Genomic DNA, 17,079 nt, shown 5'->3' with positions numbered 1-17,079 from the left:
AAATTGTATTGAAGCTGTTTAAAAATCAATACATTGTGAAAGAAAAAAGGATGAGGCTATAAAGCGTCATCCTTTTTTGGCAGGTTTGATGCAATTAGGACTAACCTATTGAGAGGGCGTCCAAATCTGAATGATCAATTAACCTTCATAATTTAAAACGTCATCACAAACTGATTTTTGTTCAGCTTTATCAGTTTCTTTAGCAGCTTGACGTGCTTCTTCAAGAACTGATTTATATTCGCTGTCAGACTGTAGTTTTTCTAAAGTCATTGATTTATCAGAATAATCAGCAAGATATGTTTTAGTGAGTGCTTGAATGTTGGCATCAAATTTTGCATTTTGACCAATAATCGCAGGGCATACTTCTAACATGACTTGTGCAGATGCAATGTCTTCTTTTACGATGGTATTGGCTTCTTCTTGAGTGAAGTCATTGTCTGCGACCACAGTTTGAGTCATGCAAGCTGCTAGAGCAAAGCCCAATAAACCACGAAGTGCTACGGTTTTATTCATTTTGTACACACACATTTATGCTGGATGTTGAAATGTAAATATATATAATTATTCATATATTTCAATAAAATGTTCTTGCGAGTCATTTTTAATTTTTTAGTAATGGAAATTTAGTTGTGAATATATTAATTGCCAATGATGATGGCGTTTTTGCTCCCGGTATCCAAGCTTTAGCACATGCATTGCGTCCTCTCGGTCGTGTGGTGATTGTTGCACCTGAAAGTGAACGCAGTGGTTTTTCAAGTGCACTGACTTTAGATCGACCATTACGACCTGTCGAAATTGCACCAAATATGTGGGCGGTAAATGGCACACCTGCGGACTGTGTGTATTTATCAATGAATGGTCTGTTCGATTTTGAATTTGATTTGGTGGTGAGTGGGATCAATAGCGGCGCAAATCTGGGTGATGATGTGCTGTATTCAGGGACGGTCGGTGCCGCATTTGAAGGTCGTTTAATGAAACAACCTGCGCTAGCCGTGTCTTTGGCTGGACCGAATGTGCGTAGTTATAACAACCCTGAAGATTATGCCGTAGCTGCACAATGGGTGCATGATTTTATTGCCAATGGACTACCCGCGCTACCTGCACGACATATTTTTAATATTAATATTCCAGATGTTGCTGAACTTCAAGGCACCAAAGTGACCTATCAAGGAAGACGTTTACAGTCCAAACCGATTACCAGTCATGTAGACCCGCGTGGTCGTCAAGTCTATTGGATTGGCTTGGCAGGCGAGGCAGTGGCAGAGCCTAAGAAAGGCTTAACCGATATCGAGTCAGATTTCTTTGCCGTGGCAAATGGTTATGTCAGTGTAACGCCTATACAAATGGATGCTACAAACTATGAGATTTTGAATAACTTACACGCAGAGTTATCTAAAATTTAAGTATTAGTGTTATAACTTTGTGAAAATGGTTATGTCGCAACTTTTTTAGAGTGGATTTTTGCTAATCTTAGCCCATTCATAATGACTATATTTGAATTATTAGTGAGGAAGATGATGTCCCTGGTGTCACAATATCGCGTTATTACCGCTCCTGCAGCATTATTTAAGACCCTTGTTTTATCTGCTGCTGTGGTAACAACTTTGGTCATGACTGGCTGTGCGTCAAAACCACAAATTAATAATGCGACCCGTTATGCGACTGCTCCGGATTATTATACAGTTCGTTCGGGAGATACTTTAAGTGGCATTGCAGCTCGCTATGGCTTGAGCTATGTCAGCATCGCAGAAATGAACGATATTGCCCAGCCTTATCGCATCTATGTTGGACAATCCATTCGCCTTAAAAATAGTGGCTCTCGTCGTACGACGTCTACACAAGCCATGACTCAAGCGGCACCAATTCAACGCCAAACGATTGCAATGCCAACGCAAACAGCGCCCGTGACTCAAGCTTCAACCACTCCATCGACAGTGACGCGAACTACAGTTCCAACGCCAGTGGTCAGTTCTTCAAGTTTACGTTGGGTGAGTCCAGTATCGCGTCCTACGGTATTACAAGGCTATAACTTAGCATCGAATGTGAAAGGAATACGTTACGCAGGCAATACGGGTGACGCTATTTTTGCAGCAGCTGATGGTCAAGTGGTCTATGCAGCCGATGGTCTTAAAGAGTACGGCAATTTAATTTTGGTGAAGCACATTAATGGCTATATCACCGCATATGCACATAACAGTAAAATGAATGTCAAAAGTGGTGATACTGTGAAAGCAGGGCAGCAAATTGGTGAGATGGGTTCATCGGGTACAAACCGTACGATGCTTGAGTTTCAGGTGCGTTTAGATGGTAAACCAATCAATCCAACTGCAGTTTTACCAAATAATTAAATATATAATGCAAAAGCAAAATATCCCCGTATAATACAATGAGTTGCTTTTATCGAAAGATGAAGCTTCTCATAAGTTTATGAGGGAAATTTATGTTAGATCAACTTCGAGCAATGGGTGTCTTTGCTTGCGTTGTGGAAAAAAATTCATTTAGCGGTGCTGCTCGTGAGTTAGGTATTACCACGAGTGCCGTGAGTCAGCAAATCCGCTCACTAGAGCAGGATATGGAAGTCATTCTTTTACATCGTTCAACACGTAAGTTGAGTTTGACAGAAGCTGGACAAGCTTTTTTTCATAGTTGCCAAGAGATGCTATCTGCCGCAGAGCGCGGCAAAATTCGTATCAATGAGCTTCGTGACGACTTAGTCGGTGAATTACGTATTGCATCAACACCAGAACTTTGTGCGAATCATGTGATTCCTGCATTGTCACATTGGATGTCGGCACATCGTGGTTTATCAGTTCATTTAGAAGCAGATAATCAATATATCGACTTAATTGATGGACGCATTGATATTGCGCTACGCATGAGTTCAAAAATTGATGATCAACAGTTTCATGTCGTGCCATTGGCGCATGTTGAACAAGTTCTCGTTGCTGCACCAAGCTATATCAACCAAACCAGTTTAATTACACGACCAGAAGATTTACAAAATCATGATATGGTTCAAATAAATTTGGTTAAAAACTTTCAGCATTTTGCATTTGAAAATGCAGTGACGAAAGAGCAGGTTGCATTGGATGTGCATTCCCGATTTACAACAAATAATGTATTTGCTGCAAAAGCAATGTGCCAACAAGGACATGGCATTGCAAGAATATTATATCTAGATACGCAAAAAGACTTATTAAACGGTTCTCTTGTTGAAGTTTTACCAGAATGGCGCTTACCATCATTCACTCTATATGCTGTGATGTCTAAACGTGATCAACAGCCTACCAAGATTCATCGTTGCCTAGATGCATTAAAATTGTATTTCAGTCAATTACCAGGCGGACGTATATACCAAGAAGCCTCATAAAAACAATAAAGCTTGAAAAAGTTATAAAAAAAAGCCGCAATTAGCGGCTTTTTTTACTTTCGGCATAAATTAGGCTAGAAAGTTTTTCACCATTTTAACAATGCGTTCAATCAAGATATCCGCTTGTTCTTTATTGATGTTTAGCGTAGGCAATAAACGAATCACAGAACCTGCTGTTACGTTAATAATCAAGTGATGCTCATCACGTGCAATATTCACAAGTTCACCACATGCTTTTGGTAATTCAATGCCGACCATTAAACCAAAACCACGAACAGTTACGTTTTGCTCGGCAAGTTGCTCTGTGAATTGCTCAACAAGGTACGCACCCATATTTGCAGCATTTTCAACAAGGTTTTCTTTTTGAATGGTATCAATCACGGTATAAACCACACGTGAACCTAATGCTGTACCGCTATAAGTTGAACCGTGGTTACCCGCTGTTAAAACGCCAACACCACGACCTTGAGTCATGACTGCGCCGATAGGGAAGCCATTACCCAGACCTTTAGCTGTAGTTAGCACATCAGGAACAATATTAGTGTGTTGATACGCAAAGTATTTACCTGTACGACCATTACCTGTTTGCACTTCATCAAGCATCATTAACCAGTTGTGCTGATTACAGATTTGACGAATTTCTTCGAGGTAGCTAAAACCCTGAGGTGCAGTATTTACACCACCTTCACCTTGGATCGGCTCAACCAAAATCGCTACGATGTCAGGGTGGTGAATCGCCGCTTCCTCAATCGCTTCGATATCACCGAAAGGTACACGGATAAAACCTTCAACCAATGGGCCAAAGCCTTCTTGAACTTTTTTGTTACCTGTTGCAGATAAGGTTGCCATGGTACGACCATGGAAAGAATGATCAGCAACGATAATTTTTGGTGTTGCGACACCTTGCATATGACCAAATTTACGTGCAATTTTGATTGCACCTTCATTTGATTCTGCACCACTATTTGAGAAGAAAACCTCTTCCATACCCGCAACTTCTGCTAATTTTTGCGCAGCAGCCGTTTGCCAAGGCACTTCAAATAAGTTACTGGTGTGAATGAGGGTCGCTGCCTGTTCAGCAATTGCTGCTGTAATTGCAGGATGTGAGTGACCTAAACCACAAACAGCGATCCCTGTCAGTGCGTCTAAGTATTCTGTGCCATCTGCAGTATACAGGTGAGCACCTTGACCTCGGACAAAGCTGATCGGTTGGCGGCCAAAGACTGGCATCAAGTGCGATGGTTGATCAGTTTGTACTGGGGCAAGGGTAATGTTATTCATGACTAACTCTAATTTGTCAGGTGATTGAAATAATATAGAGGAGACGCCATATATATATGAGCATCAAGAGGTCTATATAAGCAAAATATGGCTCAATTGAAAAGCTGAAATGTAAATAAAACGTGAAATATTGCTTTAGTCATATTGTTTTACTCAGTTTTGGGTATAATGCGAAGCAGATTTATTGAGGATATATCAATGACTGAACAAGCACGCGATACAGAAGCGTTAATTCGTGACCAAATTGCTAAACACGCAGTTCTACTTTATATGAAAGGCACTCCACAGTTTCCACAGTGTGGTTTCTCTGCGCGTGCAGTAGAAGCGCTCAGTCAAATTGGTCGTCCGTTTGCTTATGTAAATATTCTTGAAAATCAAGATATTCGCGCAACTCTTCCACAAATTGCAAACTGGCCGACTTTCCCACAATTATGGATCAATGGTGAGTTGATCGGTGGTAGCGACATTATGCTTGATATGTTCCAAAAAGGTGAATTACAACCTTTAGTTGAACAATATAGCCCAGCTCCGGAAGCTTAATTGGATATGTATTTGATGGTTTTAATCATTGGATACAGATAAAAAATAGCGCCTTTAAGGCGCTTTTTTTTATGACTTAATTATCTAAAAAGTCTGAGGTTATGCGTTTTTCCACCATTTCAAAGGCATTTAAAGTGTAATGAATGGCGGAAAAATCAACAAATGAATAAACTCATCGAAGATTTATGACGGATTGTCTTCAGTCGGACTTTCTTCAACACGTTGCTCGTTTTCAGTAGTCCCATTTTTAGCAGTACTGTCTTGAGCTTCAGACTTCTTTGCCTTTTTATCTTTGTCCTTTTTTGACTTCTTCTTTTTTTTCTTTTTCTTTGGCTCTTCTTCCTCAAACTCAGCACCATCTTCAATCGCTTGCCAGTATTCAAGTTGCTCCATGACAGCAGCGTAGATTGAGCCTTTGCTATAACGACCTTTTTTATCAAGAGTGCCTACTGGACGCGCCATCAAAATTTCTAGAGCTTGGTCAATGGTATCTATGGCGTGAATATGGAATTGACCTTTTTGTACAGCTTCAATCACATCTTTACGTAACATTAAGTGCTGCATATTTTGGCGTGGAATAATCACACCTTGCTTGCCTGTTAGCCCTTGTAATTTACATGCATCATAGAAGCCTTCAATCTTGGCATTTACACCACCAATCGGTTGAACTTGACCCAATTGGTTCATTGAGCCAGTGATTGCCCATGATTGATCGATCGGTAATTGGCTAATAGCGGAAATAAGAGCTGAAAGCTCTGCAACAGTTGCGCTGTCGCCATCTACTTGGCCATAGCTTTGCTCAAAGGCAAGGGCAGCAGAAAAATGTAAAATTTGTTCACGACCAAAGTGTGCCTTTAAGAAACTCGACATCAGCAGGACGCCTTTGGCATGTAAAGAACCACCGAGTTCTACACTACGTTCGATATCTAAAATATCGCCGCCACCTTGATAAACCGAAGCCGTTAAACGTGACGGTAAACCAAATTCAACATCAGCATATTGAATCACAGAGAGGGCGTTAATCTGCCCGAATCGATGACCTTTGGTTTCGATTAACTGTGTACCGCGAGTAAGATCTTGCCAATATAATTCACGTAAGTAGCCTAGACGGTATTTACGATGATCAAGAGCGGTGTTGATATGTGTTTCTGTCACCATTTTATCGCCAGCAAGTGCTGCATGATGATGTGCTTCACGAATCAAATCACCTAAGGTGAGGGCATGTAATGACAAAGAGCTTTGATCTTCAGCTTGACGACTTGAATCAGTTAACAGTGCAGCAAGTGCTGTACGGTCAAACGGCAGAAGTTTGTCTGTTTGCACATAATCAGCAATTAGCTGCATATATGCCTGCTCATTAATGTCATTACGTTGTAATGTATCGGTAAAATCGGCACGAATTTTAAAGACACTGCCCAGTTCTGGTTCGAGTTCTAAAATATCGTAATAAATATCAGGTTCAGCAAGCAGGATCACTTTGATATTTAAATCAATAGCTTCAGGCTCAATCGAAATACTGCCTGTCAATGTAAGCATATGTTCAAGTGAAGACAGCTTTAAATGTCCTGACTTTAATGCACGTTTTAGACCTTGCCATGCATAAGGCTGCTCTAAAAGTTGTTCAGCTTCCAAGATGAGGAATCCACCATTGGCCTTATGCAATGCACCAGGACGGATTAACGTAAAGTCTGTGGTGATGGTGCCATTTTGGGTCAGTTGTTCGACATGACCTAGCAAATTGTAATGGGTTGGGAAATCTTCAAAAATAACGGGCGCACCAGCATTTGGTTTGTGTGTGGCGATGATGTTAGCTTGGTAGCGAGATGGCACGCGGTTAAATAGGCCAGGTGTAAAGTCATCTTCTTCTTGCTCAAGCACAAACTCAACATTTTGAATGATGTCATCTGCATATTGCTTCAGATAATCTTCCAAGCCTTCAACCATGCTGAATTTATTTTGAATTACATCAATACGCGGCATGACGACTTGTTTAGCAATTTCACGGTTTAAAACCTGAACTTTATCGCGTGCGTCATCTTCAAGATCACCAAGATGTAGACCAAGACGTTCAAGTTTTTTATCCATATAACGGACGTTTGACGCAATTTCAGCACGTTGTTTGCTGCTTAAAGCATTGATGTCTTCTTTCGACATTTCTTGGTATTTGTTATCGACCAAATGCATCGGAACGAAACAATGATCATCATCCTGAGAAATCAGTTTAAGATCGAGCTCTTCACCTTCTCGGGTTAATTCAACTAAAGCAAGATGTTGTTCATCACCAGCATGTTGGCGAATCATTTCAATGCGATTGTGATAGGTTTCTGCGGTGAAGCGACGTTCAAGCTGTTTTAATATAGTTTGCCAACTTTGATGTAATAACGTTTGGAATTTTGTCGCTTGACCAGAAGGAAGTTTCAGCGCAATCGGTTCACGCGGAAACTTGAAATTATTGACATACACCCAGTCTGAAGGCGTTGGCATATTTTTAGCGTGTTGTTGTAATAAGCGCTTAATCATGGTGCGCTTACCTAAGCCTGCGGTACCTACAGCAAAAATGTTATAGCCTGAATAGGGCAATGCAATGCCAGCTTCAACCGAAGCACGGGCACGATCTTGTCCTAAAAAGTCATTGAGTGGTTTGATCCGCTTGGTAGACGTCGGTATTTTTTTAAGCTCAGGCGTATGCGTCAGCTGAAGCGGCTGCAACTGGGTTTTAGTTAAAGTATTCTGTATTTCGGGTTGATCAAAAGCGCTCTTTAGTGTCGTTACTGTTTCTGCTAAGTTTTTTGTGTTGGGTTCATTAATGGTGGTTGATAAAGAAGAGTGAATTTGTTCAAGTCGCTGGGTCACTGTTGAATCCAAAAAACTAAAGAATAGAGATATGTAATTAAGGTATACAGGTTTAATGCCAAAGATCAAGCAACAGCATGCGAAATATCGATAAAATAAAACAATGATTTCATAAATGTTGTTGAAACCGTTGTCATTAAGCGCTTGAATAGCATCATTCGATTTTGACAAAAATAACTGAGTCATGACAACACAAGCTTCAGGATGGAAATCTGCTTTTAATGCATTTTTAGACCGACGTGCACTGATTATGCTTTTTCTTGGCTTTTCGGCCGGCATCCCAATTTTACTGATCTTTTCCAGTTTATCGCTTTGGTTAGGTGAAGCAGGAATTGATAAAAGTGCAGTGACTTTTTTTAGTTGGGCAGCGCTTGGCTATTCGTTTAAGTTTGTTTGGGCGCCATTAATTGATGAGTTGCCTGTGCCATTTTTAACCAAACAACTCGGACGTCGCCGTGCATGGTTATTGATCGCTCAAGTTCTCATTATCTGTGCAATTTGTATCATGGCATTTTCAGACCCAGCTTTAGGACAAAGCTATATTTACCAAATGGCTGCTGGAGCCGTATTACTAGGTTTTTCTGCCGCAACGCAAGACATTGTGATTGATGCTTATCGTATTGAGTTGGCTGAAACTGAAATGCAGACCGTTTTAGCTTCGACCTATAATGCAGGTTATCGTATCGGCATGATCGTGGCAGGTGCAGGGGCGTTATTTTTGGCGGCATATTTAGGCACGGCCAAAGGTAACTATATTTATGAAGCTTGGAAATATACTTACCTTGCAATGGCTGCTGTAATGGTTATCGGTATTATCACAACTTTATCGATACGTGAGCCGCAGGTTGACCGTGTACAAAAGCATTATAAACGGACCGACTATTATCGCTTAGTCGCTGTATTCTTTGCTGCGGTGGTTGCTTTTGTTTTGAGTTATATCTATTCAGGCGTTGCGGTTGAAAGCTTGAAAGAGCATTGGCAAATTACAGACTCATTTGCATTGTTCTGTTTAGAGACTGTACGCTTTATTGGTTCAGCTGTGGTTGCTTTTGGTGTCGGTTCTGTTTTAGTGAAATCAGGTGCTGTAAATAAGCAGATGGCATTTGAAACTTGGGTTAATCCAGTTGCAGATTTCTTTAAGCGCTATGGTCTAAAACTGGCTTTAGTACTGTTGTTACTTATTGGTTTTTACCGTATTTCCGATATTATCGCCGGCGTCATTTCTAATGTGTTTTATCAAGATTTAAACTTCACCAAAGAGCAGATTGCTGAAGCTGTAAAAGTCTATGGTGTGATTTTTAGCTTGGTTGGCGGCTTCCTTGGCGGTTTGCTAGCGCAGCGCATGAACATTATGAAATTGATGTTTGTTGGTGCGATTTTAGCAAGTTCAACAAACTTGATTTTTATCGGTCTGGTCAAATCAGGTCAGCCATTAAGCGATGTCACTGTAAATGTAGCAGGGCAGCACTATACAGCGACGCCGGATGATACGGGTGCTTGGGCAGTTCAAATTCCAAAAGCAGTCTTGGCTGCAGATCAAAATATTAAAGTCAGTGCGGATTATCAGTCTAAGAATCAACATCCAATACAGGTGAGTTTGCCGTATCTGAATAATGCTTTTTCAAACTCAGCAATGATGTTGCTGCCAGTGACTTCAGATAACACGATTTCAGCTCAAGAGACTGCAAATAGTATCGTGGTCCGTGGACAATACTTGGCAGGCGAGTTAAAAGAAAATCAAAAAATTCAAATTATTTTGGATGCTAAATCATTCGACGCGAAGCTTGATAAAACCGGTGTTTTTAGTGCTGCAATTCCAGGGCAAGCGCTCGAAACAGCAAAGCAAAAAACATTAACGGCTCAACTGCTAGAAAATGATGTAGTGAAAAAGAGTGTCGATTTAGCATATCAAGTGAATACAGCGGCCAATATGGCGGGTGTGCTTGGTGTTGATATTCAACCGATTAATTTGGCTAGTGCTGAACAAAATGTGGACATCAAAGGTAAGGTCATTAAGCCTTATAGTTCGCTGTGGCTATATTTCGCGATCATTGTCGATAACTTGGCGTCAGGTCTTGCAGGCGCGGCATTTATTGCATTTTTATCGAGCTTGACCAGTGTTTCTTTCACAGCGGTTCAATATGCCATCTTTAGTTCATTAATGACTTTAACCCCTAAAATTTTAGGCGGTTACTCAGGTACGATTGTGACCAATATCGGTTATCCAAACTTTTTCTTGATGACGACTTTAATTGGTATTCCGATTTTAATTTTAGTGGTTTGGGTCGCCAAACTATTGAGAGAACATAAACAAAAATCTAATTCATAATTCAATTTAACTTTAAAAAAGCCTATTCAGTTTGAGTGGGCTTTTTTATTCTAAGCTGTTAAATAGCCTAAGTATATCTGTGGTTTTAGACAAGGATATTTGAAATCAGTGGGTATATGTGCTCTAGACTTAAATTGAACTTTGCATGTTAAATCCCTATAGTATTCAAACATAATGATAGATTTAGGAAACTCGATTATGCGCATGCTGCATACTATGTTACGTGTAGGCAATTTAGAACGTTCATTGGCGTTCTATACTGAAGTACTCGGTATGACTTTGCTTCGTAAGCGTGATTATGAAGAAGGTCGTTTTACTTTGGCATTTGTGGGCTATGGTGATGAAGAAAATCATACCGTACTCGAGTTAACGCATAACTGGGATACGGAGAGTTATGAATTGGGTAACGCTTATGGCCATATTGCTATTGCAGTAGATGATGCCTACAAGGCTTGTGAAGAAATTAAAGCACGTGGCGGAAACGTGGTACGCGAAGCAGGGCCAATGAAAGGTGGTGTGACTGTCATAGCCTTTGTTGAAGATCCAGATGGCTATAAAATTGAGTTGATCCAACAAGACTCAAATGCACGAAATAATTAATCAGTAATTATTCATTTAAAGTCATCTGTAATGCTGAATATTCTTATTTATAAATATTTTTGCGTTGAGCTCACTATCAACGTTTAAAATAATGAATATATCGGAGAAAAGCTGGCTTTATTTACATGGCCCAGTAAGATGAAATTTACTCAATGGTAAATTTAGCTTATTGGGCATTTTTTTTGCCGATGAGCTTTAAAGGGAAATTTGTACAGGATGTTGTTATGCTGAAAATGTTAGCTTTGGATCGTTTTACCATTCTACTTTTTGTAATGGTTATACTTGCGACTTTTTTGCCTGTTAGTGGACAAGCTGCAGAAATCTTTGGCTATATTACCACGGCTGCAATTGCCATTTTATTTTTCCTCCATGGTGCAAAGTTATCTCGTGAGGCTGTGGTTGAAGGCATAATGCACTGGAAGTTACATGCTTTAGTTTTTGCTTTTACCTTTGCATTATTTCCATTATTGGGTTTAATGGCGAAACCAATTCTCGTGCCGATGTTAGGGCAAGAGTTGTATTGGGGCTTTTTGTTTATGTGCTTTTTACCCTCGACAGTACAGTCTTCTATTGCATTTACTTCGGTAGCACAGGGTAATGTTGCTGGCGCAGTCTGTAGTGCATCATTTTCAAATATTATTGGGATGTTTATTACCCCAGTGATGGTGGCCTATTTTATTCTCGGTCAGTCACAACATAACTACGATCCGACGGCATCTATTATCCAAATTACCCTGTTATTACTGATTCCCTTCATTTTAGGGCAGCTCCTCCGTCCTTGGGTGTTTCCTTATATGAAGAAAATGCCAAAAATTGTGAAGGTATTTGATCAGGGCTCAATTTTGATGGTGGTCTATGGCGCATTCAGCAGTGCGGTGGTGGCAGGGCTATGGCATCATGTGAGTGGTATTACTTTATTCCTGTTGATTGTGGCGTGCTCTGTCTTGTTAACAATCATTATGTTATTGGCGCTATATGTACCACGTTGGTTGGGCTTTAGCCGAGCTGATCAAAAGACGATTTTCTTTTGTGGTTCTAAAAAAACCTTGGCGAGCGGCGTGCCCATGGCACAAATTTTATTTATTGGGCAGCCGATGGGGATGATAGTTTTACCGATTATGATCTTTCACCAAATTCAGTTGATGGTCTGTGGTGTGATTGCCAACCTTTGGGCAAAACAAAGCCGTGGGCAAGAATAGGGCGAGATGAATAGGTCCTTTTAAAATACCTTATATAGATGAAAAAAAATCATGAAAATTAAAAAAGGCATCTTCATTTTATTCTTGGGTATGAACACAGTCGTTCATGCTCAAGAGGATTTATCTTTAAATAGTAACCGTGATGTCATTGAAAAAATGCCGCTCATCAGCCTACAGCCCATGCTAGATTTTTGTCGTGATCGACAACCACAGATGAATACAGAATTAGATCAGGCTTATCAAGCTGCAAAGCTTAAATTAATTGCTGCGGTTCAGGCTGTCCGTTTTAATGGTGTAGAGCCATTAAAGGCAAAAGATGTTGATCAGCCCGTCGATGCACAATTTAAACAGCAGCTTCAAAGTATGTTAGAGGGCATGAGCAGATCATTACAGTCAGTAAATGCAGCGACGTTTTGTCCTGCATTTATTGAAAAATTAGACCATTTTGATCAAGCCCAATTTCAGCGTACAGTCGAATTACAATATCAGAAATATTTAGAGCAAGCTCAACCTAAAGAGTAGAGCGATTCAGCCTTGAATATCTATTTATTAACAATAAAAAATCAGCTATAATTTGCCCCAACTTGTTGTGCTTAGCTCTGACGGTATCCGTCTCGGTGGGCCAAAAGAATGGTCTGTTATGGTGTTGGTCTGCTTTTTTAAGCCTTCCTTGTAGCGATACAAGAGTGATCAATTGCGATGACAGCTAAACCTTCTTAAATCTTAGGAGTAATCGACGATGCGCGCCGATATTCACCCAAAATACGAAACTTTAGTTGCTACATGTTCATGCGGTAACGTAATCGAAACTCGTTCAGCTCTTGGTAAAGAAACTATTTACCTAGACGTATGTTCTGCTTGCCACCCATTCTACACTGGTAAACAGAAAAGCGTTGACACTGGCGGTCGTATCGACAAATTCAAACAACGTTTTGCTGGTATGTCACGTTCTATCAAACGTTAATATCCAAAACGAAAAACGGGCTTTATGCCCGTTTTTTTTGTGCCGATAAAAAGATAAACTTTAAATCGGCAATGTTCAGAACTTTATTGGTCCTGAACATCGATGAGATGGTCGAGTTTCTTCTGGAAATAATCGCCTTGAATAAAACGAGCTTCGACATTCCAAGCATTGGCAAATAGGGTCATGTCATTTAATTCACGTAGCATGATTTCAACAGTTTTGATTTCATGATAAGTGGTAATTTTTTCTTGGAGCTCTTGGCATGACTTATCGTTTGCAAGCATTTTGGTCAAACTTGAATCTAATGTTAAGCAGTGAACATCCATTTGACGTAATAATGATTCACTAAACATCGAATGACCAAAATTGCGTAAAGCCAGTTCAGCACCATTTTTACGAAGTTCAACAAATGCTTTTTGAGCGGCATCGATATTGAGCTGAATGTCTTCTTCTGCAAATTGTAAAATTAACGGATTTTTCAATTTACTACGAATAATCGTAATCAGTTTCGAAATAAACTCAGGGAAGGTGCGGTCGCTATATAGCACTTCTTTGTTCAGGTTAACGATTAATTTAGCTTCAGGGAACTGAGTGATGAAGTTGTGTAGCTGTTTACACGATTCAACCAAGATCCAACGATCCAACTTAATGGATAGCTCTGAGTCTTCAGCTAACTCACGCAGTTGGGCGATATCTTTCCATTTATTTTCAAAAATAAAGCCGCTGGTTACTTCATAAGTATATAGATGTGAATCTTCTTTATCATACAGTTGCTGATATTTAAGATGAATTTCACCGCGTTCTAAGCAGTTGCGAAGGGCTTTGATAACAGGAGCTTCATCACTAACGACAATCGGTGCAATTTGCGCTTCTGGTGTACCAAAATCCAAACTTGGAATATCAATTTCTAATGGAATCGTTAAATCGATTTCAGGCGCTTGTTGGTTGGTAGGTAGCGCAGTATTAAAGGCTTTTGCAACAAAGGTTTCAAAATGTGCTTCATCACGAATATCGCTGTCTAAAACACTGTATCCCATGCGTAAATTTAATGGATAAGTTTCATTATTTACACTGAGTAATTGAGGTTTGCTCAGTGTGTTGAGACCAATCAATTTAGACTCAAGTTTGAGCTGATTATCTGCTTGGAATAAGGCAACGATTGCACCATTGTCTAAACTAAATAATGGAGCATGAGTCTGATCTTTCAAGAAGTCTTTAATATTGGTGAAATAGCTCTTATAAGTATTCCAATCTTTTTGAAAAATCGCATCTGAGCAAGAAGCCAAAGTAAATAGCACTAATGCATTTACATTGGCAGGTTGTTGACCGATGGTACGGTTGAGTTGTTGAAAAGCTTTTGGTTTTTGTGGGCTGGCTTCAACTGGCGCGGTGCTTACAGCATTGCTGTTTTGACTACCAATTTCAATTGCGAGCTGTAATGCGTCTTCTTCAGCTGCGGCAATAAATTCGAGTTTTAGTGGGTTTTTCCCAGCCACAGCGATATTTTGCGAATCAAGATCAAAACGTCCTAAGTCGAGCTGTCCTTGACTGATTTTTTTAAAACGTTGTTTAAAGTCATTGAGGTCAGAAGGTTGTAATAGATCGAGCAGGGGCAGACCAATTACATCATCTTCATTTTTTAGACCAAATAAAGTGAGATATTCAGCATTGGCTTGAATATGAATACCTTCTTGAATTACGGCAACCGCTTTACGACTATCTTCAACTAAAGACTGGGTTTGAATCTGAGCCGTTTCAAGCTCTTCCATTAAATGTTGTTGAGATTGTTGTAGGCGACTAAAAGACAATGCACGAATTAAACCGAAATAGAAACTTTCAGGTTCAGCAATATCGACGATGTCATAAATCCCTTTTTTGACTAAACTTGCATATTGTTCAGCTTGATAGTCTTCAGGTTTAAGTAAAATAATCGGTAAATTCGGTTGGCTCGACAGTTGAACTAAACTTAAAGCTTGTTCATATTTTAAATCATAAGCACGTCCAAAAATGATCAAGTCCCAATTGAGATTCAGCTGTTTTTCGAAATTTTGTAAATCATCAAGTAATATGGCATGAACTTGATGTTCGCTGTCTGTCAATAAATCACGTATCTGGTTAAAACGTATTTGATTATCATCAATAATGAGTAATCGAGTTTCCGTACGTTTTAGTTTTTTGGATAGTAATGGATTTCTCACTTTAATGCTTCCCATAAGTCGTTATTTTTGATCTCATTGCTCTGTTTCGCAATATAGTCTTTAACGACATTTTCTTGCTCTTCATTCAATAATTCATATTCAAAGCGAATAAAGCTTTGCGTCACCAACTGCGCTTTGGTGAGGTAGACTTTGATGTCTTCTTTGCCTAAGCGAAGGTGGATCGTTTGTTTCTCTCGGAAGAGATTTGCCCCAGGTAAAATTAAGGTCGTAGACACTTGATCAAGTTGTGTGGTCTGTACCAATAAAGCAGGTTGATGATTTGTTGTATTGCGGTCGGTACGAATATGGGCTGAACATGGATACAAATCTTGAGCCAGCACTTCGAGACCCAATTCCAAACTTTTTTCAGTCGATTGTTTGATCCAACGAACAACACCGCCTCGCCATTGGCTTTGAGCATTTTCTTGGATCAAAATAAATTCGCCGGTCTTTAAATTGGCAGGGGTAGGGCCAGTCCATTTAATGCGATAACCATTCACACTAATATCTAAAACGTCGGCGGTATGAATCTGTTTTGCTTCACGATCTAGCGCTTTCGCATTGGTCATGCCCGTTGGCATATTTGAATCATGCGAATTGACAAAAGATGCTTCATTGTGAAATTGATAATTGCCTTCTAAATCTAAAGTTTAGTGGAAGTTTTTACCTTTAGAGAGATAGAAATGCGCCACCATTAAGCTAAAGCAAATATTAATTTGCGCAGAATATTCATAACGCTCATGACGACGTTCAGTGTTGTTGGTCAAAATATTATGAATATGGAAATATAGCGCTGGGGTTAAGAATAACTTTTCATTTTTAGACAGATAATTGGCATTCTTAGTTTGCGTTTGAGTCAAATGATCGAGCAAGTTTTGCGTTGAAATGTATACATTGGCTTGATAAGACCGATCTTGTTTTGAGTTATAAATCGGTGGGTGATCTTTTTTCGTGTCTACAAGATAGCGTGAAAGCGTGGTTTCTTTCGGTAGGATTTGAACCAATTTTGCCCAGTCAAAGCTACATAAATACAAGCCTTGGATTTCAGCAGGGCGAATCTGATGATTATTGAAAATATCTAACAAGATCAATTGTGCATAAGCTTGGGCAATATTTGCAATTTGATGTTGGGTACCCAGTAACTGATTGACATTACTTTGATAGAAATTGTGTTCAATGGCACATTCAATCAGTTGATGTGCTGCAATCCATTGACCTGCCGTCGGTGTGGCATACAACATATGTTGTTGATACAACAACAGTGTCAGTTGTTGTAGCGCATAGTAAATCGACGCAATTCGAGCGGTTTGTAAGCTTTTTTTATGGCCGAATGAAAAGATCGAAAATTTTTGTTGATTGAGCTGCTGATTACATCGTTTGGCAATATCAATATAGATTTTGGCAAAGTGACTGCGTAAAAGCATCGCCAATTCGATAATTTGGTCATTACGATCCGTGGTAATGAGGCTTTGATTGGTAAAGTGTTTTTCTAAGCTCGTGAGCACACTTTCCATAGTCGGATGTAAAATTTGAACCAAATCAAAACGTAACATCTCTTGGCATTTCAGCTCGGAGATTTCAAGTAAGGCATTGAATAAAGCTTTAGATGAGGTACCCAATTGTAAAATTGAAATACCGTTTAACCACTCTTGTAGACCTTTAGCATTGGTCGGACAAAAGCTTAATTTATCCAGCTTTAATTCAGTCGGATTGTAAAACTTATCTGAAGCATGCGTGGTCATCTT

The 17,079-nt window shown here is 39.7% G+C and carries 13 protein-coding genes and 1 pseudogene; 9 read left to right on the top strand and 5 right to left on the bottom strand.

Annotated features, from left to right (window positions below; all coding sequences use genetic code 11):
* Positions 1 to 138: 138 nt before the first annotated feature.
* Complete coding sequence (locus tag FTU17_RS05695; RefSeq protein WP_168377836.1) at positions 139 to 513, bottom strand: MCR_0457 family protein; 375 nt, start codon at positions 511 to 513, stop codon at positions 139 to 141.
* Positions 514 to 629: 116 nt separating this feature from the next.
* On the opposite strand from FTU17_RS05695, the gene surE reads away from it, so the two are divergent.
* The 3 genes from surE to FTU17_RS05680 all read left to right on the top strand — a co-directional run bounded on the left by surE (position 630) and on the right by FTU17_RS05680 (position 3,370).
* Entirely contained in the window at positions 630 to 1,403 is a 774-nt protein-coding gene (gene surE / locus FTU17_RS05690; protein ID WP_111884223.1) for a 5'/3'-nucleotidase SurE, read from the top strand.
* 114 nt (positions 1,404 to 1,517) lie between these two features.
* Positions 1,518 to 2,348 carry a peptidoglycan DD-metalloendopeptidase family protein gene (locus tag FTU17_RS05685; RefSeq protein WP_180134882.1) on the top strand — a complete coding sequence of 277 codons (831 nt, stop codon included), beginning with the start codon at positions 1,518 to 1,520 and terminating at the stop codon, positions 2,346 to 2,348.
* Positions 2,349 to 2,440: 92 nt separating this feature from the next.
* Positions 2,441 to 3,370 (top strand): LysR family transcriptional regulator, encoded by a 930-nt coding sequence (locus FTU17_RS05680; protein ID WP_180134871.1) that lies wholly within the window; start codon positions 2,441 to 2,443, stop codon positions 3,368 to 3,370.
* A gap of 69 nt (positions 3,371 to 3,439) precedes the next feature.
* Here the strand turns inward: FTU17_RS05680 and FTU17_RS05675 are convergent, their stop codons facing one another.
* A complete protein-coding gene (locus FTU17_RS05675) occupies positions 3,440 to 4,651 on the bottom strand; it encodes an aspartate aminotransferase family protein (RefSeq protein ID WP_180134870.1) in 1,212 nt (403 codons plus the stop codon).
* 198 nt (positions 4,652 to 4,849) lie between these two features.
* On the opposite strand from FTU17_RS05675, the gene grxD reads away from it, so the two are divergent.
* A complete protein-coding gene (gene grxD / locus FTU17_RS05670) occupies positions 4,850 to 5,191 on the top strand; it encodes a Grx4 family monothiol glutaredoxin (RefSeq protein WP_067762767.1) in 342 nt (113 codons plus the stop codon).
* 183 nt (positions 5,192 to 5,374) lie between these two features.
* Here grxD and FTU17_RS05665 read toward each other — a convergent pair whose 3' ends face one another.
* Positions 5,375 to 8,044 carry an ATP-binding protein gene (locus FTU17_RS05665; RefSeq protein WP_180134869.1) on the bottom strand — a complete coding sequence of 890 codons (2,670 nt, stop codon included), beginning with the start codon at positions 8,042 to 8,044 and terminating at the stop codon, positions 5,375 to 5,377.
* Between the two features lie 184 nt (positions 8,045 to 8,228).
* On the opposite strand from FTU17_RS05665, the gene FTU17_RS05660 reads away from it, so the two are divergent.
* The 5 genes from FTU17_RS05660 to rpmE all read left to right on the top strand — a co-directional run bounded on the left by FTU17_RS05660 (position 8,229) and on the right by rpmE (position 13,136).
* Entirely contained in the window at positions 8,229 to 10,373 is a 2,145-nt protein-coding gene (locus FTU17_RS05660; protein WP_180134868.1) for an MFS transporter, read from the top strand.
* A 198-nt stretch (positions 10,374 to 10,571) separates the two neighbouring features.
* Positions 10,572 to 10,973, top strand: coding sequence for a lactoylglutathione lyase (gloA, locus tag FTU17_RS05655; protein ID WP_078191833.1), 402 nt, complete (start codon positions 10,572 to 10,574; stop codon positions 10,971 to 10,973).
* A gap of 224 nt (positions 10,974 to 11,197) precedes the next feature.
* Complete coding sequence (locus FTU17_RS05650; RefSeq protein WP_180134867.1) at positions 11,198 to 12,172, top strand: bile acid:sodium symporter family protein; 975 nt, start codon at positions 11,198 to 11,200, stop codon at positions 12,170 to 12,172.
* A gap of 51 nt (positions 12,173 to 12,223) precedes the next feature.
* Positions 12,224 to 12,694, top strand: coding sequence for a hypothetical protein (locus FTU17_RS05645; RefSeq protein WP_180134866.1), 471 nt, complete (start codon positions 12,224 to 12,226; stop codon positions 12,692 to 12,694).
* Positions 12,695 to 12,911: 217 nt separating this feature from the next.
* Entirely contained in the window at positions 12,912 to 13,136 is a 225-nt protein-coding gene (gene rpmE / locus FTU17_RS05640; RefSeq protein WP_078190165.1) for a 50S ribosomal protein L31, read from the top strand.
* A gap of 83 nt (positions 13,137 to 13,219) precedes the next feature.
* Here the strand turns inward: rpmE and FTU17_RS05635 are convergent, their stop codons facing one another.
* Both FTU17_RS05635 and FTU17_RS05630 read right to left on the bottom strand, forming a co-directional pair.
* Positions 13,220 to 15,349, bottom strand: coding sequence for an EAL domain-containing protein (locus FTU17_RS05635; protein WP_180134865.1), 2,130 nt, complete (start codon positions 15,347 to 15,349; stop codon positions 13,220 to 13,222).
* A pseudogene (locus FTU17_RS05630) lies at positions 15,331 to 17,076 on the bottom strand (GTPase). Before FTU17_RS05630 ends, FTU17_RS05635 begins: the two are co-directional and overlap by 19 nt.
* Positions 17,077 to 17,079 lie beyond the last annotated feature (3 nt).

The sequence above is a fragment of the Acinetobacter sp. YH12070 genome, from assembly GCF_013419625.1.
Classification (GTDB): domain Bacteria; phylum Pseudomonadota; class Gammaproteobacteria; order Pseudomonadales; family Moraxellaceae; genus Acinetobacter; species Acinetobacter amyesii.
The sequence above is the reverse complement of the archived record's forward strand: the minus strand, read 5'-3'. Positions and strand labels throughout refer to the sequence as shown.

Excerpts from the sequence above, each read along its gene's own strand:
- gloA (WP_078191833.1), top strand. The coding sequence starts at position 10,572 with ATGCGCATGCTGCATACTATGTTACGTGTAGGCAATTTAGAACGTTCA.
- FTU17_RS05675 (WP_180134870.1), bottom strand. The coding sequence starts at position 4,651 with ATGAATAACATTACCCTTGCCCCAGTACAAACTGATCAACCATCGCAC.
- FTU17_RS05660 (WP_180134868.1), top strand. The coding sequence starts at position 8,229 with ATGACAACACAAGCTTCAGGATGGAAATCTGCTTTTAATGCATTTTTA.
- FTU17_RS05695 (WP_168377836.1), bottom strand. The coding sequence starts at position 513 with ATGAATAAAACCGTAGCACTTCGTGGTTTATTGGGCTTTGCTCTAGCA.
- FTU17_RS05645 (WP_180134866.1), top strand. The coding sequence starts at position 12,224 with ATGAAAATTAAAAAAGGCATCTTCATTTTATTCTTGGGTATGAACACA.
- FTU17_RS05680 (WP_180134871.1), top strand. The coding sequence starts at position 2,441 with ATGTTAGATCAACTTCGAGCAATGGGTGTCTTTGCTTGCGTTGTGGAA.
- FTU17_RS05685 (WP_180134882.1), top strand. The coding sequence starts at position 1,518 with ATGTCCCTGGTGTCACAATATCGCGTTATTACCGCTCCTGCAGCATTA.
- FTU17_RS05635 (WP_180134865.1), bottom strand. The coding sequence starts at position 15,349 with ATGGGAAGCATTAAAGTGAGAAATCCATTACTATCCAAAAAACTAAAA.
- rpmE (WP_078190165.1), top strand. The coding sequence starts at position 12,912 with ATGCGCGCCGATATTCACCCAAAATACGAAACTTTAGTTGCTACATGT.
- grxD (WP_067762767.1), top strand. The coding sequence starts at position 4,850 with ATGACTGAACAAGCACGCGATACAGAAGCGTTAATTCGTGACCAAATT.
- FTU17_RS05650 (WP_180134867.1), top strand. The coding sequence starts at position 11,198 with ATGCTGAAAATGTTAGCTTTGGATCGTTTTACCATTCTACTTTTTGTA.